The sequence below is a fragment of the Klebsiella sp. V115_8 genome, assembly GCF_029967715.1.
GTDB lineage: Bacteria > Pseudomonadota > Gammaproteobacteria > Enterobacterales > Enterobacteriaceae > Klebsiella > Klebsiella quasipneumoniae.
Genome location: NZ_JASCAR010000036.1, coordinates 58,241 through 83,474, shown reverse-complemented (window position 1 = coordinate 83,474; position 25,234 = coordinate 58,241). Strand labels below are relative to the sequence as shown.

Below are 25,234 nucleotides of genomic sequence, written 5' to 3'. Positions count from 1 at the left end.
GCGCTTGCGCGGGCCTACGGGGTATGAGCCTGTGAGAGCGCCCTGTAGGCCGGGTAAGGCGACAGCCGCCACCCGGCATAACGGCTGGAGCCGGGTCGATAACTACCCGGACTCGCGCGAAGGCCGCGTCCGGGCTACCGGTTAGGATGAATGATAACAGCCGCCAGCGCTCAGCGTCGGGAGCGCACCACCTGGTAGCGGCGGGTGAAATACTCCACCGGCGCGCTCCAGACGTGAACCAGACGGGTGAACGGGAAGATCAGGAAGATGGTCATCCCCAGAACCAGGTGGACGCGGTAAATCCAGGCCACGCCGTCCAGATGCGCCGAGGCGCCGCCGTGGAAGGTGACCACCGCCTGCGCCCAGTCCACCAGCTTGAGCATTTCGCTGCCGTCCGGATGCTGGGCGGAGAAGGGGATCGTCGTCAGCCCCAGCGCGCACTGAATCAGCAAAATGCACAGGATCAGAATATCTGCCGTGGTGGAGGTGGCGCGAATGCGCGGGTTGGTCAGGCGGCGAGCCAGCAAGCCGATGCCGCCCACCAGGGTGAGCACCCCACACACGCCGCCGAGGATCATTGCCATCAGCTGCTTCTGCGACATTGGCAGGAACCACGAGTAGACCCAGTGCGGGGTCAGCATGCCAAAGAGATGGCCGAAAAAAATGCCGAGAATGCCGATATGAAACAAGTTCGACCATAGCACCATACCGCGTTTATCCAGCATCTGGCTGGATGACGCGCGCCAGGTATACTGCCCATAGTCGTAGCGTAGCCAGCTGCCGAGCAGAAACACGGCGCCGCAAAGGTAAGGGTAGATATCGTAAAAGAAGACGTTCAGATACTGGATCATTTCGGGCCTCCGGCGCGGATGTCGACGTACAGCGGCGCCACATCCTGGCTAAAGCGTCGTTGATAAGCTTGCATAGGCGAGCTGTCGCAAGCGGTCGCATTATCTTCAATAAACTTCACCTGCTCTTCTTCCCACACTTCGTCCAGCGCCTGACAGGTATCGTCGCGCTTTTCTCCTGCCACCTGTTTGGTGACACTGTCACTGGTGAGCGGGCTTTTTGCCAGTTCCAGCAGGGCGTCAAAAAGTTGATAATACGAGCATTCTCGTTGCTTCAGGCGGCCGCCGATCAGCGCCAGAATCGGCGCGATATTCTGCAGCCCTTCGCGGGCGTCGGCGAGGGGTAAAATACTGAGATACTCCAGATACAGCGGCAGATAGTCGGGCAGTTCACGACAATCGATCAGCAGACCTGCCTGCTGATACTGATTCATCAGGTCCACCATCGCCTGGCCACGGTCGCGGGACTCAGCATGCACATGTTCAAACAGCAGCAGCGAGGTAGCGCGCCCTCGCTCGAACACCTCGCACCAGTCGGCCTGGCGATCCAACAGCGGCGCCGCCAGCAGCTCCCCGACAAAGGGCGTCAGGGAAGGGATATCGGCGCTGACCAGCGCCAGGGCTTCGTCGCGGTTCTCCCACAGCACCTCGTCGGGATACTCCAGCAGCAGACCGAGCACTTTCAGGATCCGCATCACTCTCCCTCCCCATGCTTACGCACGCCGCTGACGTCGATGGCGTCAATCCGCCGGCTGTTAAACAGGTTGAATTTCGTATCTGACCCGTGGCAGCCGTCGCCGAAGGTAAAGCCGCAGCCGTTGCGTTCCGGGAAGGCATCCTCTGCCAGTTCGCGATGGCTGGTGGGGATCACGAAGCGGTCTTCGTAGTTGGCGATCGCCAGATAGCGATACATCTCTTCGACCTGCTCAACGCTGAGTCCCACCTCTTCAATTGCCCGGGTATCGGTCACGCCCTCAACGGTTTGCGAGCGCTTGTAGTGGCGCATCGCCATCATCCGTTTCAGCGCGCGCAATACCGGCCCGGTATCCCCGGCGCTCAACAGGTTCGCCAGGTACTGGACCGGAATGCGCAGGCTCTCAACCGCTGGCAGGATGGCGCCGTTGTTGGGCAGGCCGCCGGCGTCGGCAACCGACTGGATCGGCGACAGGGGCGGCACATACCAGACCATCGGCAGGGTGCGATACTCCGGATGCAGCGGCAGGGCCAGTTTCCAGTCCATCGCCAGCTTATAGACCGGCGATTTCTGCGCCGCCTCAATGACATTGTGGGGGATGCCTTGTTTTAACGCTTCCTCGATGACCGCCGGATCGTTTGGATTAAGGAATACCTCGCACTGGCGCTCATAGAGGTCGGTTTCATGCTCGGTGCTGGCAGCTTCTTCGATACGGTCGGCGTCATACAGCAAGACGCCGAGATAGCGGATGCGCCCGACGCAGGTTTCGGAGCACACCGTTGGCTGCCCGGACTCAATGCGCGGATAGCAGAAGATGCATTTTTCCGACTTACCGCTCTTCCAGTTAAAGTAGATTTTTTTATATGGACAGCCGCTGATGCACATCCGCCAGCCGCGGCATTTGTCCTGGTCTATCAGCACGATGCCATCTTCCTCACGCTTGTAGATGGCGCCGCTCGGGCAGGTGGCCACGCAGCTCGGGTTGAGGCAGTGCTCGCACAGGCGCGGGAGGTACATCATAAAGGTGTTTTCGAACTGGCCGTACATCTCTTTCTGCATGGCTTCGAAGTTACGGTCGCGGGCGCGTTTCTCGAATTCACCGCCGAGCAGTTCCTCCCAGTTCGGGCCCCAGTCAATTTTATCCATCCGCTCGCCGCTGATCAGCGAGCGTGGGCGGGCGGTAGGCAGATATTTTCCCTCCGGCGCGTTGTGCAGATGCTGGTAATCGTAGGTGAAAGGTTCGTAGTAATCGTCAATCGCCGGCAGCACCGGGTTGGCGAATATCTTCGACAGCACGCTAACCCGATTGCCGAGGCGGGGCGTCAGTTTACCGCTGATGCCGCGGATCCAGCCGCCTTGCCACTGCTCCTGGTCTTCCCAGTTTTTTGGGTAGCCAATGCCCGGTTTGGTTTCCACATTATTGAACCACGCGTACTCCATGCCCTCCCGGCTGCTCCAGACGTTTTTACAGGTGACCGAGCAGGTGTGACAGCCAATGCATTTGTCCAGATTCAGCACCATTCCAACCTGAGAACGGATTTTCATTTTTTCGCCTCCTGTACCTGATCGCGGCCTTCGTCATCCAGCCAGGCAATATTTTTCATTTTGCGGATCATGATGAACTCGTCGCGGTTGGAGCCGACGGTACCGTAGTAGTTAAAGCCATAGGCCAGCTGGGCGTAGCCGCCGATCATGTGCGTCGGCTTCGGGCAGACGCGGGTGACGGAGTTATGAATGCCGCCGCGGCGGCCGGTCACTTCCGAACCCGGGATATTCATAATCCGCTCCTGAGCGTGATACATCATGGTCATCCCCGGCGGCACGCGCTGGCTCACCACCGCCCGGGCGGTGAGGGCGCCGTTGGCGTTGAACGCTTCGATCCAGTCGTTATCTTCAATGCCCAGCTCTCTGGCGTCAGTTTCACTGAGCCAGACGATCGGCCCGCCGCGCGACAGCGTCAGCATCAGCAGGTTTTCGCTGTATGTGGAGTGGATCCCCCATTTCTGGTGCGGGGTCAGGAAGTTCAGCGCTTTCTCCGGAAAACCGTTCGGCGGCACGGCCTTCATCTGGCTGACGCTGCGGGTATCAATGGGCGGGCGATAAGCCACCAGGCTTTCGCCAAAAGCCCGCATCCACGGATGGTCCTGATACAGCTGTTGCCGCCCGGAGAGGGTGCGCCACGGGATCAGTTCGTGCACATTGGTATAACCGGCGTTGTAGGAGACGTGCTCGCTTTCCAGTCCGGACCACGTTGGGCTGGAGATGATCTTGCGCGGCTGCGCCTGAATATCGCGGAAGCGGATCTTCTCATCCTCTTTATTCAGCGCCAGATGAGTGTGGTCGCGACCGGTAAATTCTCCCAGCGCCTGCCAGGCTTTCACCGCCACCTGGCCGTTGGTTTCCGGCGCGAGGCTGAGAATAACTTCGGAGGCGTCAATGGCGCTGTCGATCCGCGGCCGGCCTTTGGCCGGACCGTCCTGCTTGAGGTAGTTAAGCTTGCCGAGGAAATCGACTTCGCTTTGCGTATTCCACGAGATGCCTTTTCCGCCGTTGCCAAGCTTATCGAGCAGCGGACCGAGAGAGGTGAAGCGTTCCCAGGTGGCGGGATAGTCGCGCTCCACCAGGGCAATCGACGGAGCGGTTTTCCCGGGGATCAGATCGCATTCGCCCTTGCGCCAGTCAAGCACCTCGAACGGCTGCGCCAGCTCAGCCGGAGAGTCATGCTGCAGCGGGACCAGCACCACGTCGGTCTCTTTCCCGAGATGGCCGACGCAGACCTGCGAGAAGGATTTGGCGATATCTTTGTAAATCTCCCAGTCGCTCTTTGCCTCCCACGCCGGGTCGACGGCGGCGGAAAGCGGGTGGATAAACGGATGCATATCCGAGGTGTTCATATCGTCTTTTTCGTACCAGGTGGCGGTCGGTAGAACAATATCGGAAAAGAGACAGGTACTGGACATGCGGAAATCCAGCGTCACCAGCAGGTCGAGTTTGCCCTCGATAGCCGCCGTCTGCCACTCGACTTCCTCAGGTTTCACCTCATCGCTGGCGCCCAGTTCATCCCCCTGAATACCGCTGTCGGTCCCGAGCAGGTATTTCAACATGTACTCATGCCCCTTACCGGACGATCCCAGCAGGTTAGAGCGCCAGATAAACAGGTTCCGCGGATGGTTTTTGCCGCTGTCCGGTTGCTCGGCGGCAAAGCGGATCTCGCCGGATTTTAGCGACCGCACCGTGAAATCCGAGGGCGATAGCCCGGCGGCCTCGGCCTGCTGCTTGATGGTCAGCGGGTTGACGTTGAGCTGTGGCGCAGAAGGCAACCAGCCCATCCGTTCCGCGCGGACGTTGAAGTCGATAAGGCTGCCGCTAAATTTGCTGGCGTCGGCCAGCGGCGACAACAGCTCCTGCGCGGTCAGTTTTTCATAGCGCCACTGGCTGGCGTGATTGTAGAAATAGGAGGTGCTGTTCATTTGCCGCGGCGGACGGTTCCAGTCCAGCGCGAACGCCAGCGGCAGCCAGCCGGTCTGCGGGCGCAGCTTCTCCTGGCCAACATAGTGCGACCAACCGCCGCCGCTCTGGCCGACGCAGCCGCAGAACACCAGCAGGTTAATCATCCCCCGGTAGTTCATATCCATGTGGTACCAGTGGTTTACCCCGGCGCCGAGGATAATCATCGAACGGCCATGGGTTTTATGTGCCGTATCGGCGAACTCGCGGGCGATTTGTTCGATATGCTGGCGCGGCACGCCGGTGATCTGCTCCGCCCACGCCGGGGTATAGGCTTTAACCTCGGCGAAATCTTTCGCCGCATTGACATCATCAAGCCCTCGGTCCAGGCCGTAGTTAGCCAGAATCAGGTCATATACGCTGACCACCAGGCCGCTTTCGCCACTGGCCAGCGTCAGCTGTTTCACCGGGAGCGGATGAAGGGTTACCGGTGCCTGCGGCACGCTGCGGAAATGCGGGTTTTCATTGCCGCCGAAGTAGGGGAAGGCGACTGACGCCACGCTGTCGCGAATATCCAGCAGAGACAGCGTGAGCTCCACCGTTTTGCCGTCAGCCAGCGGTTCGAGATTCCATTTCCCTTTTTCGCCCCAGCGAAAGCCGATGGAACCGTTTGGCGCCACCAGTTCGCCGTCGGCGGTGCAGGCGACGGTTTTCCATTCCGGGTTATTCGTTTCGCCCAGTCCATCCAGCAGGTCGGAGGCGCGCAGCATGCGGCCTGGCACATAGCTGCCATCGTCGCGCGGCTCAAGCATCACCAGCATCGGCATGTCGGTATAGGTGCGGCAGTAGTTAAGAAAGTAATCGCTCGGGTTATCAAGGTGGAAGGCTTTGAGGATGACGTGGCCCATGGCCATCGCCAGCGCGCTGTCGGTACCTTGCTTCGGCGCCAGCCAGTGGTCGCACAGTTTGGCCACTTCCGAATAGTCCGGGGTGATGGCGATGGTTTTGGTGCCTTTGTAGCGTACTTCGGTGAAGAAGTGGGCATCCGGGGTCCGGGTCTGCGGCACGTTGGAGCCCCAGGCGATAATGTAGCTGGCGTTGTACCAGTCGGCGGATTCCGGCACGTCGGTCTGCTCGCCCCAGGTCATTGGCGAGGCCGGGGGCAGATCGCAGTACCAGTCGTAGAAGCTGAGGCAGGTGCCGCCGATAAGGGATAAATAGCGGGTACCCGCCGCGTAGGAGACCATCGACATCGCCGGGATCGGCGAGAACCCGGCGACACGGTCCGGGCCGTAGTGTTTGATGGTCCAGACGTTGGCGGCGGCGATGAGCTGATTCAGCTCTTTCCAGCTGGAGCGGACAAAGCCGCCTTTGCCGCGCGCCGCTTTATAGCTGATGGTTTTGGCCGGATCCTGCATGATGCTATCCCAGGCCTGCACCGGGTCGGGAAACTCAGCCAGTGCTTCGCGCCACAACGCAATCAGCCGTTTACGCGCCAGCGGGTACTTCAGACGGTTGGCGCTATAGAGATACCAGGAGTAGCTGGCGCCTCGCGGGCAGCCGCGTGGTTCATGGTTCGGCAGATCCGGGCGGGTACGCGGATAATCGGTCTGCTGGGTTTCCCAGGTCACCAGACCGTTTTTGACATAAATTTTCCAGCTGCAGGAGCCGGTGCAATTCACGCCGTGGGTGGAGCGGACAATTTTGTCGAACTGCCAGCGTTGACGGTAGCTGTCTTCCCAGTCACGGTTGTTGTTGTAGACCTGACCGTGGCCGTTGGCAAAGGTTTCGCCTTTCTGCTTAAAGTAGCGAAAGCGATCCAGTAGTTTACTCATGACATTTCTCCTGCTCCGATAAAGTCCGGCATCGTGCCACCCGGCCGGATGAGCGAACGAACGCGTACGCCGGATAAGGCGGAAGCCGCCATCCGGCAGATAAATCGTTATGGTTAAGCGGGTTTACGTCGGCCGTAGACCAGCCAGGTCACCAATACGCAAACCACGTAAAAAACGAAGAAGACCTTCATCGCCCCGACCGGCGAACCGGTCATCGCCAGCGAAGTGCCGAAGGCTTTCGGGATAAAGAAGCCGCCGATGGCGCCAATTGCCGAGATAAAGCCCAGCGCGGCAGCGGTATCGGTCACGGCTTCATGCTGCGCTTCTTCTTCGCTGCCGCCGCGCTGCCTCACGCTCTCGATGGTGAGCTGACGGAAGATGACGGCGATCATCTGGAAGGTGGAGCCGCTGCCGAGCCCGGCGGTTAAGAACAGCCCCATAAACACCACGTAGAAGGCGAGGAAGCTACCGGATCCGCTGCCCGGCAGGGTGAGGAACAGCAGACCGGTAAAGAGCGCCATCAGCACGAAATTGACCAGCGTCACCCGCACACCGCCCAGACGGTCGGAGATGATCCCGCCGAACGAGCGCGCCAGCGCGCCAATAAACGGTCCAAAGAAAGCCAGCTTGAGAATGTCGACCGCAGGAAACTGGGTTTTCGCCAGCATGGCGAAGCCGGCGGAGAAGCCGATAAATGAGCCGAAAGTCGCCAGATAGAGCAGGCTCAACAGCCACATATGCGGGCGCTTGAGTACGGGAAGCTGATCGCGAATCGAGGCCTTCGAACTGGCGATATCATTCATACCGAACCAGGCGGCAGCGGTGGCAAGCAGCAGGAGGGGTACCCAGACGAGCGCCGCATTACTCAGGGCCATGGTCGATCCATCGGGCTGGGTGACGCCATGGACGCCGAGGAAGGTGAAGATCGGCAGGAAGATCACCGCCGGGGCGACCATCTGCATCACGCTGACCCCGAGATTGCCCAGGCCGCCGTTGACCCCCAGCGCGCTGCCCTGTTTGGCTTTGGGAAAAAAGAAACTGATATTTCCCATACTGGAAGCAAAATTAGCCCCGGCAAAACCGCACAGCAGCGCAATAACAATAAATACCCAGAATGGAGTAGCGCTATTCTGGATCGCCACGCCTAACCAAATACAAGGCACAATTAGGATCACTGTACTTAATACGGTCCAGTAGCGCCCGCCGAAGAGGGGTACCATAAAGGAGTAGGGGACCCGTAATATCGCGCCGGAAAGTGAAGGAAGTGCGGTTAATAAAAAAAGCTGGTCGGTAGTGAAATGAAAACCGACCTTATTAAGGTTGACCGCCACGGCGCTGAATAACATCCATACGCAGAAGGCAAGTAGTAAGCAGGTGACTGATATCCAGAGGTTTCTTCTCGCAATGGCCTGACCCTTGTTTTCCCAGAAGGCCTTATTTTCTGGCCGCCAGTTTTTCAAAAGGTAATGATTATCTTTCTCATTTTGTACCGACATATTGCCCTCTAATTGCCCGGAATGGAGTAAATAAATAAGGTCAACAGCTGAATACAAGGTGACGGTGAATAACCCTTAATTGGCGTTATCTAAAAAGCGTAGATAAAAAAAACGTGCTGTCGGAGAGCACGTGGAGAGCGTAGCGGGATTAATTGTTACTAAATGTAAAATTTAACTAAAATAACTCCAGCGTAATCATCTTATTGACGTAACGGCTAAACGCCGTCTCGTCCAGGGTTTGGGTGCCGAGGGCGTAAATCCCGTCGAGGCCGCACACCAGGGCGATAAAACGCCAGGCGATATCCACCGGCGGCTCGCTCGAGTGAAACTCACCGCAGGCGAGGCCCTGTTCCACGATCGCCACGGTCTCGGCATGCCACATGGTCATGGTCAGCCGGTAGGCCGCTTTGATGTCCGGGTCGCTGTCGGCCAGAACCTGGCCTTCCCGCCACAGGCGGATATAGGGTTCCAGCCGGCCATCCTCGCTGCCGATCATCGAGAATAACCGCTCGCGCCAGCTGGCATCCTCCGCCACCAGCGGCATGTCGAGCATCTCGCGGATAAGACGGATGAACACCTGGGACTTCAGCTCGCCAATGGAGGCGAAGTGGTGGTGCAGTTGTCCGGCGGCCACCTGCGCCTCGCGGGCGATCTGCCGGACGGTCATGGCGCTGAAGCCGCCGCGCAGCGCCAGACGCATGGCGGCCTGCATAATTCCTTCCCGTCGCTCATCCCGCTGTAAATAGTGCATAGAACCCCGCTGATATCTGGCCTTGCCCGAGTGTAACAAAAAGTTGGACATGTGTTCAACAATCCGGCAGGATCGCCATCCTGGACATGTGTCCAAGTTCTAACATTGAGGTACACGCTATGTCACGGCAATGGATGACGCTGATGGCGATTTTGCTGGTTTATATTCCGGTGGCGATTGACGCCACGGTGTTGCATGTGGCCGCGCCGACCCTCAGCGTCGCGCTGGGCAGCAGCGGTAATGAGCTGTTGTGGATCATTGATATCTATTCATTGGTGATGGCCGGGATGGTGCTGCCGATGGGCGCCCTTGGCGATAAAATCGGCTTTAAACGTCTGCTGCTGCTCGGCAGCGCTATTTTTGGCGTCGCCTCGCTGTGCGCCGCGCTGTCGCCGACCGCCCTGACGCTGATTGCCTCCCGCGCCCTGCTGGCGGTGGGGGCGGCGATGATCGTTCCGGCGACGCTTGCCGGGATCCGCAGCACCTTCGCCGAGGCCAGCCAGCGCAATATGGCGCTGGGGCTGTGGGCGGCGGTGGGCTCCGGCGGCGCGGCCTTTGGCCCGCTGGTGGGCGGCATGCTGCTGGAGCATTTCTACTGGGGATCGGTGTTCTTGATCAACGTGCCGATTGTGCTGGTGGTTATCGCCATTAACGCGAAAGTGGTGCCGCGCCAGCCCGCGCGCCGCGACCAGCCGCTGAACCTGCTGCAGGCGCTCATTTTGATTGCGGCGATCCTGATGCTGGTGTTTAGCGCCAAATCGGCCCTGAAGGGCCAGCTGGCGCTGTGGCTCACCGCGCTGGTGGCGATCGGCGGGGCGGCGATGCTGACCTGGTTTATCCGCAAACAGCTGTCGGCGGCCCGGCCGATGGTGGATATGCGCCTGTTCACCCATCGTATTATTTTAAGCGGGGTGATGATGGCGATGACGGCCCTGATTACCCTGGTGGGTTTTGAGCTGCTGATGGCGCAGGAGCTGCAGTTTGTGCATCAGAAAACGCCGTTCGAGGCGGGGATGTTTATGCTGCCTGTGATGGTGGCCAGCGGCTTTAGCGGGCCGATTGCCGGGATGCTGGTGTCGAAGCTCGGACTGCGCGAGGTGGCTACCGGCGGGATGTTGCTGAGCGCCTTCAGCTTTCTGGGCCTGGCGCTGACCGACTTCAGCACTCAACACTGGCTGGCCTGGGGGCTGATGACGCTGCTGGGCTTTAGCGTCGCCAGCGCGCTGCTGGCCTCCAGCTCCGCCATTATGGCGGCGGCGCCGAAGGAGAAAGCGGCGGCGGCCGGGGCGATCGAAACCATGGCTTATGAGCTGGGCGCCGGCCTCGGCATTGCGCTGTTCGGCCTGATCCTCACCCGCAGCTACAGCGCCAGCATTGTGCTACCGTCCGGGCTGAATGAGACGATGGCGCAGCAGGCGTCGTCATCGATCGGCGAGGCGGTCAGCCTGACCCAGGCGCTGCCCGCCGGGGTGGCGGAGGCGCTAATGGCGGCGGCGAAGGCGGCCTTTACCCAGGCGCACAGCCTGGTGCTGGCGACAGCGGGGGTCATGCTGCTGCTGCTGGCCGCCGGGATCTGGCGCAGCCTCGCCACGGCGACGAAGCCGCCGTCGGCACTATAGCTGTAGCGACAGGTCCATCGCCGCGCGGCGTAGCGGGGCGAGGGCCTTCTCTTTTAACGCCCCGGCGCTGACCGTCGCGGCCGGCACTCCGACATTCAGCGCGGCCACCACCTGGCCATGACGCGACAGCACCGGCACCGCCAGCGAGCACAGGCCCACCTCTATCTGGCGGTCGGCGAGGGCATAGCCCTGCATGCGCACCCGATCAATCTCCGCGCGTAGCCCGGCCATATCGCACAGGGTGTGTGGGGTGTAGCGAATGAGCACGGCGCGTGACAGTGTCACCTCCAGCTGCTCCTCCGGCAGCGCGCTGAGCAATACCCGACCCATCGACGTCGCCCAGGCTGGCAGACGGCTGCCGCGTCCGAGATCGACGCTCAGTAAATTATTCACCGCGGCGCGGGCGATATAGAGCACGTTATCCCCATCAAGCGTCGCCGCCGAACAGGATTCGCCGAGGGCTTTGCCGAGGCTATCCAGCGCCGTCTGCGCCACTTTCGCCAGCGGGGTGCCGGCGAGATAGGCATGGCCCACCGCCAGCACCCGGGGCAACAGCTCATAATGGCGGCCATCCGGGCTATGGACCATGCCCAGCGCGGCGAGGGTATACAGGCAGCGGCGTACCGCCGCGCGGGAAATTTGCGTTTTCTGGCTTAACTGGGAAATGGTCAGCCGCTGACGCTGCGGGGTAAAGGCGTTAAGCACCTCCAGCCCGCGAGCCAGAGACAGCATAAAGTTGGGATCGTGCTCGGCCTGCCTGGCGCTTAGGGTGGTGGGGGTATGGTCACGCATGGATTCCCTCTCCGTTGCATTGCAAAGCTCACGGGGCATCACTATACCGTGCGCTAACCGCACCGTCCTGAATTGTGCCGGTTTTACCACCGCGATCACATTATTAACCGCCTTTTAACAAACGTGCCGATAATCGCACAACATTTCGATTATCGCCGTTGACCACCCGCCAGACCGAACCCTATTGTCAATGGCACAGCCCTCCCCGTTATGGATGTGGGTACAAAAAGTTATACATCTCATCAGGAAGCGAAAATGACTGCCACCGTAGAAGGTATTGAGAGCTGGATTGTGGATGTCCCAACCATCCGGCCACATAAATTGTCGATGACCACCATGGGATGTCAGACGCTGGTGATCGTGCGCCTTACTCGCTCCGACGGCATCTGCGGCATTGGCGAGGCCACCACCATCGGCGGCTTGAGCTATGGCGTCGAGAGCCCGGAGGCTATCTCGTCGGCGATAACGCATTACCTGACGCCGCTGCTGCTGGGGCAACCGGCCGATAACCTGAATGCGCTGACCGCCCGCATGAACAGCGCCGTTAAAGGCAACACCTTTGCGAAGTCCGCCATTGAAACCGCGCTGTTGGATGCGCAGGGCAAAGCGTTGGGCCTGCCGGTGTCGGCGCTGCTCGGCGGCGCGCTGCAAACGTCCTTGCCGGTGCTGTGGACGTTAGCCAGCGGCGATACCGCAAAAGATATTGCCGAAGGGGAAAAATTGTTAGCAGAGGGCCGCCATCGGGCATTCAAGCTGAAAATTGGCGCCCGCGAATTAGCTACCGACCTGCGCCATACCCGCGCCATTGTGGAAGCGTTAGGGGATCGCGCCAGCATCCGCGTCGACGTCAACCAGGCCTGGGACGCGGCGACCGGCGCGAAAGGCTGCCGCGAGCTGGCGGCGATGGGCGTCGACCTCATCGAACAGCCGGTCAGCGCCCACGACAACGCGGCGCTGGTGCGGTTGAGCCAGCATATTGAAACCGCGATCCTCGCCGACGAAGCGGTAGCCACCGCTTACGATGGCTATCAACTGGCGCAGCAGGGCTTTACCGGCGCTTACGCGCTGAAAATAGCCAAGGCCGGCGGACCGAATAGCGTACTGGCGCTGGCCCGCGTCGCCCAGGCGGCGGGGATTGGCCTGTATGGCGGCACCATGCTGGAGGGGACCGTGGGGACTGTCGCCTCGCTGCACGCCTGGTCGACGCTGCCGCTGCAGTGGGGCACCGAGATGTTCGGCCCGCTGTTGCTGAAAGACGATATCGTCCGCGTACCGCTCTCCTTTGCCGACGGCGAGGTGGTGCTCCCGCAAACCCCGGGTCTTGGCGTCGAGCTGGATGAAGACAAACTGCGTTTTTACACCCGCCAGGCGTAGCGGGTAACAGGAGAAACACATGCTATTTAAAGTGGAGATGACCGTGAATATTCCGCTTGGCTTTCCCGTCGCCGAAGCGGAGGAAATAAAGCAACGCGAAAAAGCCTATTCACAACAATTACAGCGGGAAGGCAAATGGCGACATATCTGGCGCGTCGCCGGTCTTTACGCCAATGTCAGTATTTTCGATGTCAACGATGCCGAAGAGTTACATCAAATATTAATGGGATTGCCGCTGTATCCTTTTATGGATATTCGCGTCGAGGCGCTGTGCCGTCATCCCTCGTCTGTTCGTGACGACGATAGCTAATAATAATAACACCTGACCTTATGCCGGGGTGACCCGGGAAATACCCTACAACGATAAGAGAGAATAATGATGAGTAATGCTTTCGTACAACAAGAAGCCGTGCAGAAATTATTACGTGAAGGCGCGGGTTTACATGTCCCTGGCGGTAACGAACGTTTTAAAGCCATTATTCACCGTCTGCTGGAGAATATCTGTACGCTGATCGACGACTATAACGTTACCGAAGAAGAGTTCTGGCATGCGGTGAACTATCTGCATGCGCTGGGCGGCCGTCAGGAGGCGGCGCTGCTGGCGGCGGGACTGGGTCTGGAGCATTTCCTCGACCTGCGTCAGGACGCCATTGACGCAGCGGCGCGCCGGGAAACCGGCACCCCGCGCACCATCGAAGGGCCGCTGTATGTGGCTAATGCGCCGCTGGCCGACTGCCACGCCCGGATGGATGATGGCGCCGACGCCGGGGAAGTGATGTGGCTGCATGGCCAGGTCAACGATACCGAGGGCCGGCCGGTGGCCAACGCCATTGTCGATATCTGGCACGCCAATACCCTCGGCAATTACTCCTTCTTCGACCCGAGCCAGAGCGAATACAACCTGCGCCGGCGGATCCGCACCGGCGCCGATGGCCGCTACAGCGTGCGCAGCATCCTGCCTTCCGGCTACGGCTGTCCGCCGGATGGCCCGACGCAGAAGCTGCTGGATCGGTTAGGCCGACATGGCAACCGTCCGGCGCACATTCACTTCTTCGTCTCCGCGCCGGGGCATAAACATCTCACCAGCCAGATCAACCTCAGCGGCGATAAATACCTGTGGGATGATTTTGCCTTTGCCACCCGCGACGGCCTGATTGCCGACCCGATCAAAGTGACGGACCGCGAGACTATCGCGCAGCGCGACCTTGAGGGAGAGCACACTGAGGTCTGTTTTGATTTCACCCTGTGTAAAGCGCTCAGCGCCGACGAAGAGCAGCGCGGCGCCCGCCTGCGCGCCAAAGCGTAATCTGCTGTAACGGCCCCGGGCACGCGGTTGCCCGGGCCAGACATTGCACCTGAAAGCAAACAATTCACCCGGTTTCTTTCATCCTGAATACTGCAGGAGGGACTGACTCATGCAAAAAACGCTATCAGCGCTTAAAGACAAAATTAACAACGCCTTAATTGTCGATCGTGAAAACCATATTTACCGCTGCCACCGTTCAATATTTACCGACCCGCAGCTGTTTGAATTTGAAATGAAGCATATCTTTGAAGGTAATTGGGCGTTTCTCGCCCATGAAAGCCAAATAGCCGAGCCGGGGGATTATTATACCCTGACGCTGGGGCGTCAGCCGGTCATTATTACCCGCGATAAAAAGAACGAGCTGCATGCGTTAATTAACAGCTGCGCCCATCGCGGCGCCATGTTATGTCGACGGAAAACCGGGAATAAAAACTCATTTACCTGTCCGTTTCACGGCTGGACCTTCAGCAATAATGGCAAACTATTAAAAGCCAAAGATGAAAGCACCGGCGGCTATCCTGACACTTTCAAACAGGAAGGATCGCACGACCTGCAAAAGCTGCCGCGTTTTCAGTCCTATCGCGGTTTCTTATTCGGTAGCCTCAATGCCGACGTGCAGTCGCTGGAAGCCTATCTCGGGGAAAGCTGCAAAATCATCGATCTGATCGTCGACCAGGCGCCGGAGGGGCTGGAGGTGCTCAAGGGATCGTCGAGCTATGTGTACGAGGGCAACTGGAAGCTGGGCGCAGAGAACGGCGCTGATGGCTACCACGTGAGCGTGGTGCACTGGAACTATGCCTCCACCATGTCGCGGCGCAACTATGAAGCGGAAGGCACCCATGCGGTGGACGCCAACGGCTGGTCAAAAAGCCTCGGCGGCGGCTACGGATTTGATAACGGCCATATGCTGCTGTGGACCCGGGCGCTGAACCCGGAGGTGCGCCCGGTGTATGCCCACCGCGAGCGCCTGCAGGCGGAATTCGGCGAACTCCGCGCCGACCAGATGGTCAACGAAACCCGCAACCTGTGCCTGTACCCCAACGTCTATCTGATGGATCAATTCTCCACCCAGATCCGCGTCATTCGTCCGCTGGCAGTGGACAAAACCGAAGTCACTATCTGGTGCTTTGCGCCGAAGGGGGAATCCGACCAGGCGCGGGCCCTGCGCATCCGCCAGTACGAGGATTTCTTTAACGTCAGCGGGATGGGGACCCCGGACGACCTCGAAGAGTTCAGCGCCTGTCAGCGCGGCTATCTCGGCGAAAATCTGGCGTGGAGCGATCTCAGCCGCGGCGCGCTGCGCTGGGTCGACGGTCCGGATGAGCATGCGCAGCACGCCGGATTTCATCCGCGCTTAAGCGGCGTGAAATCGGAGGACGAGGCGCTGTATATCGCCCATCACCATCACTGGCAGACGCTGATGCTGGCGGCGATTGAACAAGAGCAGCAGCGCTATGACCAGTCGATCACCCAGCGCGTGGAGGTGGTCTGATGCTGAACCTCGAACAGGTACGCCAGTTTCTCTACTACGAAGCCCGTCTGCTGGATGATCGTCAGTGGGATGAATGGCTCAGCTGCTACAGCCCGCAGGCCGTCTACTGGATGCCCGCGTGGGGCGACGATGACCAGCTGACGCGCGATCCGCAAAAAGAGATTTCGCTGATCTACTATCCCAACCGCGAAGGGCTGGAGGATCGCGTCTACCGGATTAAAACCGAGCGCTCAGGGGCCAGCACGCCGGAGCCGCGAACCACCCATATCATCAGCAACGTCGAGCTGCTGGGGGAGAACGATGAAGGGCTGGAGGTGCGTTACAGCTGGGTGACCTGGAGCCACCGCTATCAGCACACCGACGCCTTTTTCGGCGCCACCTGCTGCACGCTGACCGTGCAGGACGGCAGGCCGCAGATCGTGCGCAAAACCGTGCGCCTGAATAACGATTATATCCGTCAGGTGATCGACGTTTACCACATTTAAGAGGCGCTTATGACCTTCACTATTGCTCTTAATTTTGAGGACGGTATTACCCGCTTTATTCAATGCCATGCCGGAGAGAAAGTCCTGGATGCCGCCTATCGGCAGAAGGTGAATTTGCCGATGGACTGCTCGGACGGCGTGTGCGGCACCTGCAAATGCCACTGCGCCAGCGGGGAATACGCTCTCGGCGACGAGTATCTCGACGAAGCGCTAAGCGACGAGGAAGCGCAGGCCCGCCAGGTGCTGACCTGTCAGATGGTGCCCACCAGCGACTGCGTTATCGATGTGCCAGTGGCTGCCGCCCAGTGTAAAACCGCCCTGACGAACACCGGGGCGCAGGTGCGGCAGGTGAATTGTCTGTCCGATACCGCCGTCGAGCTGGTGGTCGCCCTCGATGAACCGCTGGACTTCCTGGCGGGGCAGTACGTCAACATCCAGGTGCCAGGCACGCCGCACGTTCGCGCCTATTCCTTCAGCTCCCGCCCAGGCTCGGCAGAAGGACGTTTCCTGATCCGTAACGTGCCCGGCGGCATGATGAGCCAGTGGTTAACCCGGCAGGCGCGGCCCGGCGATCGCCTGATCCTCAGCGGCCCGATGGGCAGCTTCTATCTGCGCCATGGCGAACGTCCGCTGCTGATGCTGGCCGGCGGTACCGGGCTGGCGCCGCTGCTCTCCATGCTCGAGACCCTGCAGGCGCAGAACAGCTCGCGCCCGGTGACCCTGCTGTATGGCGTCACGCGCGACGGCGACCTGGTGAAGACCGAGGCGCTGGAGGCATTCCGTCAGCAGTTAACCCACTTTCGCTGGCTGCCGGTGGTGGCGGAGGAAAACAGCGCCTGCCCGCAGCGCGGCTTTGTCACCGATCATCTTGACGACGCCATGCTGAATAATGGCGAGGTCGATATCTACCTTTGCGGCCCGCCGCCGATGGTCAACGCGGTCGCCACGGCGCTGCGCGAGCGAGGGATCGCCCCGGCGGGCTTCTGGTACGAGAAATTTATCGCCAGCCAGAGTGCGGCGGCATAAGGAGGAAGTATGCGTTTTCGCGATAAAGTGGTCGCCATCACCGGCGCGGCCCAGGGCATTGGCCGCCAGACCGCGGAGCAGGCGGCTGCGGAAGGCGCGGCTCTGCTGCTCATCGATCGCGCGCCCTGGGTGCGCGAGCTGGCGGCGACCCTGGCGCAGTCCGGCAGTCAGGTGCTGGCGCTGGAGGCGGACCTGGAACAGTGGCCGAGCGCCGAGCAGGCATTTGCCGACGGGGTCGCGCATTTTGGCCGCATCGATGTGCTAATCAATAACGTCGGGGGGACCATCTGGGCGCGGCCGTTTGCCGAATACCAGCCGGACCAGATTGAGAAAGAGATCCGCCGCTCGCTGTTTCCCACCCTGTGGGGCTGCCGCGCGGCGCTGCCCTGGATGCTCAAGCAGGGCAAAGGCAGCATCGTCAACGTCTCATCGGTGGCGACGGCGGGGGTCAACCGGGTGCCTTACTCGGCGGCGAAAGGCGGCGTCAATGCGCTGACCCGGTCGATCGCCATGGAGTACAGCGGCAGCGGCATCCGCATCAATGCCGTCGCGCCGGGCGGGACGGAGGCGCCGCCGCGCCTGACGCCACGTAACGACGAGCAGCCCGGTGAGCAGGAGAAGGTATGGTATCAGCAGGTGGTCGATCAGACGGTGGCCAGCAGCCTGATGCACCGCTACGGCACGCTGGCGGAACAGGCGAACGCGATCCTGTTCCTCGCCAGCGATGAGGCCAGCTATATCACCGGCGTGACCCTCCCGGTGGCGGGCGGCGATCTCGGCTAACGGCGGGTCGCGTACCAGCAGAGCAGGGAGCCGAGACACACCATCCCGGCCCCCTGCCAGAAGGGCCACGATAGCGCGGCGCTAAGCAGGATCGCCGCCAGCGCGGAGGAGAGCACCGGCGTGAAGTAGGAGGCCGCCGCCAGCAGGCTGACGTTGCCGTGGAGGATCCCCACGTTCCACGCGGCGTAGGCCAGACCGAGCGCCACCGCTACCGTCAGCAGTTTGATGCTGACCGGCCAGCTGAAGACCATCGGTGGCTGCGGCGTGGCGAGAAACTTCAGCCACAGCGTCAGCGCGGTTAACAGGACGAACAGGGTAATGGCATTTTTGCCGCGGGCATATTTGGCCGTCACCGTGCAGTAGGCCGCCCAGATAAAGGCGCCGATAAAGGCCAGCAGATAGCTGAGCGGGCTGGAGATGACGTTGCTGATAATCTCGTCCAGCTGCAGGCCGTGCTCACCCCCCAACACCCAGCCGACGCCAAGCAGGGCGAGAAGCAAACCGGGGATCACCAGCCAGCTGCTTTTCTGACCATTAAACAGGATGGCGAACAGGATGGTCAGGCTGGGCCACAGGTAATTGACCATCCCCACTTCAATGGCCTGCTGACGACTGGCGGCATAGCCCAGGGATAGCGCGAGGCAGATTTCATAGCTGACGAACAGCGCGCTGCCGGCCAGCAGATAGCGGCGCGGGATCTGGCGCAGGTTAGGGAAACCGACGGTAAAAATCAGCAGCAGGCCGCTGAGGCTGTAAATCATCGCCGCGCCGCCGACCGGTCCCAGTCCTTCGCTGACGCCGCGAATCAATCCGACCATGGTGCTCCATAAAATAATGGCGGCGAAGCCGATGGTCGTGGCTCTCTTTTTCTCCATGCTTATCCTGAGGGTTACGCAAATGCAGCCGGCATATATATCATCTTTTTACCGCCGCGGGGCGAAATTTTCCGCCATGGGTAACCCCTAGGGATTAGTGAAAACGGCCGCGGCTGGCGATTAAGGGGGCGTTGGTTTTGCTCCTTGATTTGACGCAAATTTTCCCGGGATTTTGCTGTTAGTTTCCTCCGCGCGATGAATCAACATCCTGCATGGAGGAATGCAATGGACGTCAGCCGCAGAAAGTTCTTTAAGATCTGCGCAGGCGGTATGGCCGGAACCACAGCTGCCGCCCTGGGCTTTGCCCCCAAAATGGCGCTGGCTCAGGCACGCAACTACAAATTGCTGCGTGCGAAAGAGATCCGCAACACCTGCACTTACTGCTCCGTTGGCTGCGGGCTATTAATGTATAGCCTCGGCGACGGCGCGAAAAACGCCAAAGAAGCGATTTACCATATTGAAGGGGATCCGGACCATCCGGTGAGCCGCGGCGCGTTATGCCCGAAAGGCGCCGGCCTGCTGGACTATGTCCACAGCGACAACCGCCTGCGCTACCCGGAATACCGCGCGCCGGGATCTGATAAATGGCAGCGACTCTCCTGGGATGAAGCCTTCAGCCGCATCGCCCGGCTGATGAAAGCCGACCGCGACGCCAACTTTATGGAAAAGAACGAACAGGGCGTGACGGTTAACCGCTGGCTTTCCACCGGCATGCTGTGCGCTTCGGCAGCAAGTAATGAAACCGGCATGCTGACGCAAAAATTTGTGCGTTCGCTCGGCATGCTGGCGGTAGACAACCAGGCACGCGTCTGACACGGACCAACGGTAGCAAGTCTTGCTCCAACATTTGGTCGCGGTGCGATGACCAACCACTGGGTGGATATCAAAAACGCGAACGTCGTGGTGGTGATGGGCGGCAACGCCGCGGAAGCCCACCCGGTGGGATTCCGCTGGGCGATGGAAGCGAAAAACAACAACGACGCCACGCTTATCGTTGTCGACCCGCGCTTTACGCGTACGGCGTCGGTGGCGGATATCTATGCGCCGATTCGCTCCGGTACCGACATTACCTTCCTGTCGGGAGTCCTGCTGTACCTGATCGAACATAACAAAATCAATGCCGAGTACGTGAAGCACTACACCAACGCCAGCCTGCTGGTGCGGGATGATTTTGCCTTCGAAGAGGGGCTGTTCAGCGGCTATGATGCGGACAAACGCCAGTATGATAAATCGTCCTGGAACTACCAGTTCGATGAAAACGGCTACGCCAAACGCGATGAGACGCTCAGCCATCCGCGCTGCGTGTGGAACCTGCTGAAGCAGCACGTTTCCCGTTACACGCCGGAGGTGGTCGAAAACATCTGCGGTACGCCGAAAGCGGACTTCCTTAAGGTGTGCGACGTGCTGGCCTCAACCAGCGCCGCCGATCGCACCACCACTTTCCTGTATGCCCTGGGCTGGACGCAGCACACCGTCGGCGCGCAGAACATTCGCACCATGGCGATGATCCAGCTGCTGCTCGGCAATATGGGCATGGCCGGCGGCGGCGTGAATGCCCTGCGCGGTCACTCTAACATTCAGGGACTGACCGACCTTGGCCTGCTGTCCACCAGCCTGCCGGGCTACCTGACGCTGCCTTCTGATAAGCAGCCGGATCTGCAGACGTATCTGGCGGCCAACACGCCAAAAGCGACCCTGCCGGACCAGGTGAACTACTGGAGCAACTACCCGAAATTCTTTGTCAGCCTGATGAAGTCCTTCTACGGCGACGCGGCGCAAAAAGAGAACGACTGGGGCTTCCACTGGCTGCCGAAATGGGACCAGGCTTATGACGTTATCAAGTATTTCAATATGATGGATAACGGCAACGTCACCGGCTATATCTGCCAGGGCTTTAACCCGGTGGCGTCGTTCCCGGATAAAAACAAGGTGGTTCGCAGCCTGAGCAAGCTGAAGTATATGGTGGTTATCGACCCGCTGGTCACCGAAACCTCCACCTTCTGGCAAAACCACGGCGAGTCGAACGATGTCGACCCGTCGACGATTCAGACGGAAGTCTTCCGCCTGCCATCGACCTGCTTTGCCGAAGAGGACGGTTCGATCGCTAACTCTGGCCGCTGGCTGCAGTGGCACTGGAAAGGTCAGGATGCCCCAGGTGAAGCACGTAACGACGGCGAGATCCTGGCCGGGATTTACCATCGTCTGCGCGAACTGTACCGCACCGAAGGTGGTAAAGGCGCTGAGCCGCTGCTGAAGATGGGCTGGCACTACAAGCAGCCGGATCGTCCGGAATCAGAAGAGGTGGCGAAAGAGAACAACGGCTACGCGCTGGCGGATCTCTACGACGCTAACGGCGCGCCGCTGGCGAAAAAAGGGCAACTGCTCAATAGCTTCGCGCTGCTGCGCGATGACGGCACCACCGCGTCGTCTTGCTGGATCTACAGCGGCAGCTGGACGGAGCAGGGCAACCAGATGGCGAACCGCGATAACGCCGACCCGTCGGGTCTGGGCAATACGCTGGGCTGGGCCTGGGCGTGGCCGCTCAATCGCCGGGTGCTCTATAACCGCGCGTCAGCCGACATCAACGGCAAGCCGTGGGATGCGAAGCGGATGCTGATCCAGTGGAACGGCAGCAAGTGGGTCGGGAATGATATTCCGGACTTCAATACCGCGCCGCCGGGGAGCAACACCGGGCCGTTTATCATGCAGCAGGAGGGGCTGGGTCGCCTGTTCGCACTGGATAAGCTGGCGGAAGGACCGTTCCCGGAACACTACGAGCCGATGGAAACCCCGCTTGGCACTAACCCGCTGCACCCGAAGGTGGTCTCCAGCCCGGTGGTGCGTGTGTATGAAGAGGACGCCATTCGCTTAGGTAAGAAGGATAAGTTCCCGTACGTCGGGACCACCTATCGTCTTACCGAACACTTCCATACCTGGACCAAGCATGCGCTGCTCAATTCCATCGCGCAGCCGGAACAGTTTGTCGAAATCAGCGAAGGGCTGGCAAAAGCGAAAGGCATCGCCAACGGCGACCGGGTAAAAGTCAGCAGCCAGCGCGGCTTTATTCGCGCGGTGGCGGTGGTGACGCGCCGTCTGCAAACCCTCAACGTCAACGGCCAGCAGGTGGAGACCGTCGGGATCCCGCTGCACTGGGGTTTTGAAGGAGTAGCTCGCAAAGGCTATATCGCTAACACCCTGACGCCGAACGTCGGCGATTCCAACTCGCAAACGCCGGAGTACAAGGCGTTTCTGGTCAACATCGAGAAAGCGTAAGGAGCGATTCAATGGCGATGGAAACACAAGACATTATTAAACGCTCCGCGACCAACCCGATCACGCCCGCGCCGCGCGCGCGGGACCATAAGGCGGAAGTCGCCAAGCTTATCGATGTCTCCTCCTGCGTGGGCTGTAAAGCCTGCCAGGTGGCCTGCTCCGAGTGGAACGACATCCGCGATGAGGTGGGGCACTGCGTCGGGGTGTACGACAACCCGGCGGATCTCAGCGCTAAATCCTGGACGGTGATGCGCTTTAGCGAGATCGAACAGAACGGCAAACTGGAGTGGCTTATCCGTAAGGATGGCTGTATGCACTGCGAAGAGCCGGGCTGCCTGAAGGCCTGCCCGTCCGCCGGGGCGATTATTCAGTACGCCAACGGCATCGTCGATTTCCAGCAGGAAAACTGCATCGGCTGCGGCTACTGCATTGCCGGCTGTCCGTTTAACGTCCCGCGTCTCAATAAAGAGGATAACCGGGTCTATAAATGCACCCTGTGCGTGGACCGGGTCAGCGTCGGTCAGGAACCGGCGTGCGTGAAAACCTGTCCGACCGGCGCGATCCACTTCGGTACGAAGAAAGAGATGCTGGAGGTGGCCGAGGAGCGGGTGGCTAAGCTGAAAAAACGCGGCTATGCCAGGGCCGGGATTTACAACCCGCAGGGCGTCGGCGGCACCCATGTGATGTACGTCCTGCATCATGCCGACCAGCCCGAGCTTTATCACAAGCTGCCTGCTGCGCCGAAGATTGATACCTCGGTGGAGCTGTGGAAAGGGATCCTGAAGCCGCTGTCGGCGGCGGGCTTTATCGCTACCTTTGCCGGGCTTATCTATCACTACATCGGTATCGGGCCAAATAAGGAAGTTGACGACGACGAGGAGGAGCATGATGAGTAAATCGAAGATGATAGTGCGCACGACCTTTATCGATCGCGCCTGTCACTGGACGGTGGTGATCGCTTTCTTCCTCGTGGCGCTATCGGGTATTTCGTTTTTCTTCCCGACCCTGCAGTGGCTGACGGAAACCTTCGGTACCCCGCAGATGGGGCGTATTCTGCACCCCTTCTTCGGAGTGCTGATTTTTATCGCCCTGATGTTTATGTTTGTGCGTTTTGTCCATCACAACATCCCTGATAAACAGGATATCCCCTGGCTGAAAGGCATTGTGGAGGTGCTGAAAGGCAACGAGCATAAAGTGGCGCGGGTCGGTAAATATAACGCCGGGCAAAAGATGATGTTCTGGACCATCATGAGCATGATTTTTGTGCTGCTGGTGACCGGCGTGATTATCTGGCGTCCCTGGTTTGCCCACTATTTCCCGATTCAGGTGATTCGCTACAGCCTGTTAATTCACGCGACGTCGGCCATTATTCTGATCCACGCGATCCTTATCCATATGTATATGGCGTTCTGGGTGAAGGGGTCGATTAAGGGGATGATTGAAGGTAAGGTCAGCCGCCGTTGGGCGAAGAAACATCACCCGCGCTGGTATCGCGATGTCGAACGTCTGGAGGCGATCAAAGAGAGTCGCGAAGGGATGAAGTAAGCCGTCTGGCCAGGAGGCCCGCTCCAGTTTTGCTGGAGCGGGTTTATGTGTTAGTGATTAATGCGTCCATCGCTGATATCACGGTCGTTCTTTCTTTAGCCAAATTGCAGATAAAATATTTTTTATCCAGCCTTTGCTTTGCCACGCTGGTGATTGCCGGCGTGTTGATGAACAGTTTCTCAAACTCCATATTAATAACCGGGGCGGCAGCATGATAATGGCCGGTCAAATGAGAATGATAGCTCAGCGGCACAATTAAACGTGTGCCAAGGTCATTAAAATAATCATGTTGGATTACCATTAAATAAGGTTGAAACGCATTGGTTCTCGATGATGGGTTACGAAAGATATCAAATTGTGCCGCCATTAAATCCCTCCGAAAAAAGGATCCTCTGACAACAACCCTGCACGGGCAGTGAACTCATTCAGTGCCTTAATGAATTCCTGGTCTTTTCGGCGTTTGTCCGCATCGACGATGGTAAGTGCCTGGTTTTGCGGGTTAACCGTTGTTGTACGATCGCGAGTCTGTGACTTGTTAACGGCATTCTGTTTCATTATCTGCTCCTTGTTGTTGGCGAGCTGATTATCACGCGGTGTGCGATGAAAAGAAATACCTGGTTCGGATTTGTTTTTTATTTTGCGAAGCAACTTCCAGAGGAAAGCAACCGCATGAAATATTCATAGTTATGGTAATAAACCCGGCGCTGGCGTTAGCCAGCGCGGCGGGAAATAATCAGAACTTCTCCGGAATAAAGCGGAAGGGGAAATTGGTCTGTTTCATTTTGCCCATTTTGCGCTTCGGCAGCGTGACATGCTCCACTGGCAAGGCTTCGTAGGGGATCTGTGACAGCAGGTGGGTGATGATATTCAGACGCACCCGCTTTTTATCTTCGGAGCGGGCGACGAACCACGGCGCCCAGGCGGTGTCGGTGGCGGCGAACATGGCGTCGCGGGCAGCGGTATATTCATCCCAGCGGTTGAAAGACTTGATGTCCATCGGCGAGAGCTTCCAGATCTTGCGCCCGTCGTCGATGCGATCCCGCAGGCGCCGCTCCTGCTCCTGCGGAGAGACCTCCAGCCAGTACTTGAGCAGGATAATGCCCGACTCGACCATGCCGCGCTCCACCATCGGCGCGCCGTCGAGGAACTTCTGCACCTCCTCCGGGGTACAAAAGCCCATCACCCGTTCGACGCCGGCGCGGTTATACCAGCTGCGATCGAAAATCACGATTTCGCCAGCCGCCGGGAGGTGCTTGATATAGCGCTGAAAATAGAGCTGACTTTTCTCGCGTTCGGTGGGCGAGGGTAAGGCGACGACCCGGAAGATCCGCGGACTGACGCGCTCGGTGATCGCCTTAATCGTGCCGCCTTTGCCGGCGCCGTCCCGGCCTTCAAAGACGATGCATACCTTCAGCCCTTTATGCACCACCCAGCGCTGCAGTTTTACCAGCTCAACGTGGAGCTTGCGCAGCGCCTTCTCGTACGCTTTATTGTCGAGCGGGGCGATCTTCACCGCCGCGTCGACAGGATGACCGCTTTTCTTATTACCCATCGCCATGCTCCGTGTTGCCGAGGTATCCCTTTGAAGTGTAA

At 59.4% G+C, this 25,234-nt stretch carries 22 protein-coding genes; 11 read left to right on the top strand and 11 right to left on the bottom strand.

Annotation, left to right across the window (positions count from 1 at the left end):
* Nucleotides 1–170: 170 nt before the first annotated feature.
* The 6 genes from narI to QLG03_RS16865 all read right to left on the bottom strand — a co-directional run bounded on the left by narI (nt 171) and on the right by QLG03_RS16865 (nt 9,071).
* Nucleotides 171–851, bottom strand: coding sequence for a respiratory nitrate reductase subunit gamma (gene narI / locus QLG03_RS16890; protein ID WP_023289864.1), 681 nt, complete (start codon nt 849–851; stop codon nt 171–173).
* On the bottom strand, nt 848–1,543 hold the full coding sequence (narW, locus tag QLG03_RS16885; protein ID WP_032453024.1) for a nitrate reductase molybdenum cofactor assembly chaperone: 696 nt from the start codon (nt 1,541–1,543) through the stop codon (nt 848–850). Before narW ends, narI begins: the two co-directional genes overlap by 4 nt.
* Nucleotides 1,543–3,087: a nitrate reductase subunit beta gene (narH, locus tag QLG03_RS16880; RefSeq protein ID WP_004202708.1), complete on the bottom strand. Its 1,545-nt coding sequence runs from the start codon at nt 3,085–3,087 to the stop codon at nt 1,543–1,545. Before narH ends, narW begins: the two co-directional genes overlap by 1 nt.
* The gene (locus QLG03_RS16875; protein WP_274578556.1) at nt 3,084–6,824 is read right to left on the bottom strand and encodes a nitrate reductase subunit alpha; all 3,741 of its coding nucleotides are present in this window, start codon (nt 6,822–6,824) and stop codon (nt 3,084–3,086) included. The genes narH and QLG03_RS16875 overlap by 4 nt, the downstream gene beginning before the upstream one ends.
* A 113-nt stretch (nt 6,825–6,937) precedes the next feature.
* On the bottom strand, nt 6,938–8,320 hold the full coding sequence (locus tag QLG03_RS16870) for a NarK family nitrate/nitrite MFS transporter (RefSeq protein WP_023289860.1): 1,383 nt from the start codon (nt 8,318–8,320) through the stop codon (nt 6,938–6,940).
* A gap of 175 nt (nt 8,321–8,495) precedes the next feature.
* A complete protein-coding gene (locus QLG03_RS16865; RefSeq protein WP_044523547.1) occupies nt 8,496–9,071 on the bottom strand; it encodes a TetR family transcriptional regulator in 576 nt (191 codons plus the stop codon).
* 119 nt (nt 9,072–9,190) lie between these two features.
* On the opposite strand from QLG03_RS16865, the gene kmrA reads away from it, so the two are divergent.
* On the top strand, nt 9,191–10,690 hold the full coding sequence (gene kmrA, locus QLG03_RS16860) for an efflux MFS transporter KmrA (protein ID WP_233672923.1): 1,500 nt from the start codon (nt 9,191–9,193) through the stop codon (nt 10,688–10,690).
* On the opposite strand, the gene QLG03_RS16855 is transcribed toward kmrA, so the two are convergent.
* Nucleotides 10,685–11,521, bottom strand: coding sequence for an IclR family transcriptional regulator C-terminal domain-containing protein (locus QLG03_RS16855; protein ID WP_072096558.1), 837 nt, complete (start codon nt 11,519–11,521; stop codon nt 10,685–10,687). The genes kmrA and QLG03_RS16855 overlap by 6 nt on opposite strands.
* A gap of 171 nt (nt 11,522–11,692) precedes the next feature.
* On the opposite strand from QLG03_RS16855, the gene QLG03_RS16850 reads away from it, so the two are divergent.
* The 7 genes from QLG03_RS16850 (at nt 11,693) to benD (ending at nt 17,948) form a co-directional block, all read left to right on the top strand.
* On the top strand, nt 11,693–12,856 hold the full coding sequence (locus QLG03_RS16850) for a muconate cycloisomerase family protein (protein ID WP_171005068.1): 1,164 nt from the start codon (nt 11,693–11,695) through the stop codon (nt 12,854–12,856).
* Between the two features lie 19 nt (nt 12,857–12,875).
* The gene (gene catC / locus QLG03_RS16845) at nt 12,876–13,166 is read left to right on the top strand and encodes a muconolactone Delta-isomerase (RefSeq protein ID WP_023289855.1); all 291 of its coding nucleotides are present in this window, start codon (nt 12,876–12,878) and stop codon (nt 13,164–13,166) included.
* Nucleotides 13,167–13,235: 69 nt separating this feature from the next.
* Nucleotides 13,236–14,162 carry a catechol 1,2-dioxygenase gene (catA, locus tag QLG03_RS16840; RefSeq protein ID WP_255988014.1) on the top strand — a complete coding sequence of 309 codons (927 nt, stop codon included), beginning with the start codon at nt 13,236–13,238 and terminating at the stop codon, nt 14,160–14,162.
* A gap of 109 nt (nt 14,163–14,271) precedes the next feature.
* On the top strand, nt 14,272–15,654 hold the full coding sequence (locus QLG03_RS16835; RefSeq protein WP_255987666.1) for a Rieske 2Fe-2S domain-containing protein: 1,383 nt from the start codon (nt 14,272–14,274) through the stop codon (nt 15,652–15,654).
* Entirely contained in the window at nt 15,654–16,139 is a 486-nt protein-coding gene (benB, locus tag QLG03_RS16830) for a benzoate 1,2-dioxygenase small subunit (protein WP_255987665.1), read from the top strand. The genes QLG03_RS16835 and benB overlap by 1 nt, the downstream gene beginning before the upstream one ends.
* A 9-nt stretch (nt 16,140–16,148) precedes the next feature.
* The gene (benC, locus tag QLG03_RS16825) at nt 16,149–17,165 is read left to right on the top strand and encodes a benzoate 1,2-dioxygenase electron transfer component BenC (protein WP_032453013.1); all 1,017 of its coding nucleotides are present in this window, start codon (nt 16,149–16,151) and stop codon (nt 17,163–17,165) included.
* A gap of 9 nt (nt 17,166–17,174) precedes the next feature.
* Nucleotides 17,175–17,948, top strand: a complete 774-nt coding sequence (gene benD / locus QLG03_RS16820) for a benzoate diol dehydrogenase BenD (protein WP_023289850.1) — start codon at nt 17,175–17,177, stop codon at nt 17,946–17,948.
* On the opposite strand, the gene yddG is transcribed toward benD, so the two are convergent.
* Entirely contained in the window at nt 17,945–18,823 is an 879-nt protein-coding gene (yddG, locus tag QLG03_RS16815) for an aromatic amino acid DMT transporter YddG (protein ID WP_032453011.1), read from the bottom strand. The genes benD and yddG overlap by 4 nt on opposite strands.
* A 225-nt stretch (nt 18,824–19,048) precedes the next feature.
* Between yddG and fdnG the strand changes: the two genes are divergently transcribed.
* Genes fdnG through fdnI form a run of 3 tightly spaced genes read left to right on the top strand, consistent with a single transcriptional unit; the run spans nt 19,049 to nt 23,641 of the window.
* A complete protein-coding gene (gene fdnG / locus QLG03_RS16810; protein WP_147733486.1) occupies nt 19,049–22,096 on the top strand; it encodes a formate dehydrogenase-N subunit alpha in 3,048 nt (1,015 codons plus the stop codon).
* 11 nt (nt 22,097–22,107) lie between these two features.
* Entirely contained in the window at nt 22,108–22,992 is an 885-nt protein-coding gene (gene fdxH / locus QLG03_RS16805) for a formate dehydrogenase subunit beta (protein WP_072421610.1), read from the top strand.
* Entirely contained in the window at nt 22,985–23,641 is a 657-nt protein-coding gene (gene fdnI / locus QLG03_RS16800) for a formate dehydrogenase-N subunit gamma (RefSeq protein WP_023289846.1), read from the top strand. Before fdxH ends, fdnI begins: the two co-directional genes overlap by 8 nt.
* A gap of 43 nt (nt 23,642–23,684) precedes the next feature.
* On the opposite strand, the gene QLG03_RS16795 is transcribed toward fdnI, so the two are convergent.
* The 3 genes from QLG03_RS16795 to ppk2 form a co-directional block, all read right to left on the bottom strand.
* Nucleotides 23,685–24,008, bottom strand: a complete 324-nt coding sequence (locus QLG03_RS16795; RefSeq protein WP_023289845.1) for a CcdB family protein — start codon at nt 24,006–24,008, stop codon at nt 23,685–23,687.
* Nucleotides 24,008–24,196: a hypothetical protein gene (locus QLG03_RS16790; protein WP_044523461.1), complete on the bottom strand. Its 189-nt coding sequence runs from the start codon at nt 24,194–24,196 to the stop codon at nt 24,008–24,010. The genes QLG03_RS16795 and QLG03_RS16790 overlap by 1 nt, the downstream gene beginning before the upstream one ends.
* A gap of 178 nt (nt 24,197–24,374) precedes the next feature.
* Nucleotides 24,375–25,193 (bottom strand): polyphosphate kinase 2, encoded by an 819-nt coding sequence (gene ppk2 / locus QLG03_RS16785; protein WP_023289843.1) that lies wholly within the window; start codon nt 25,191–25,193, stop codon nt 24,375–24,377.
* Nucleotides 25,194–25,234: the final 41 nt, after the last annotated feature.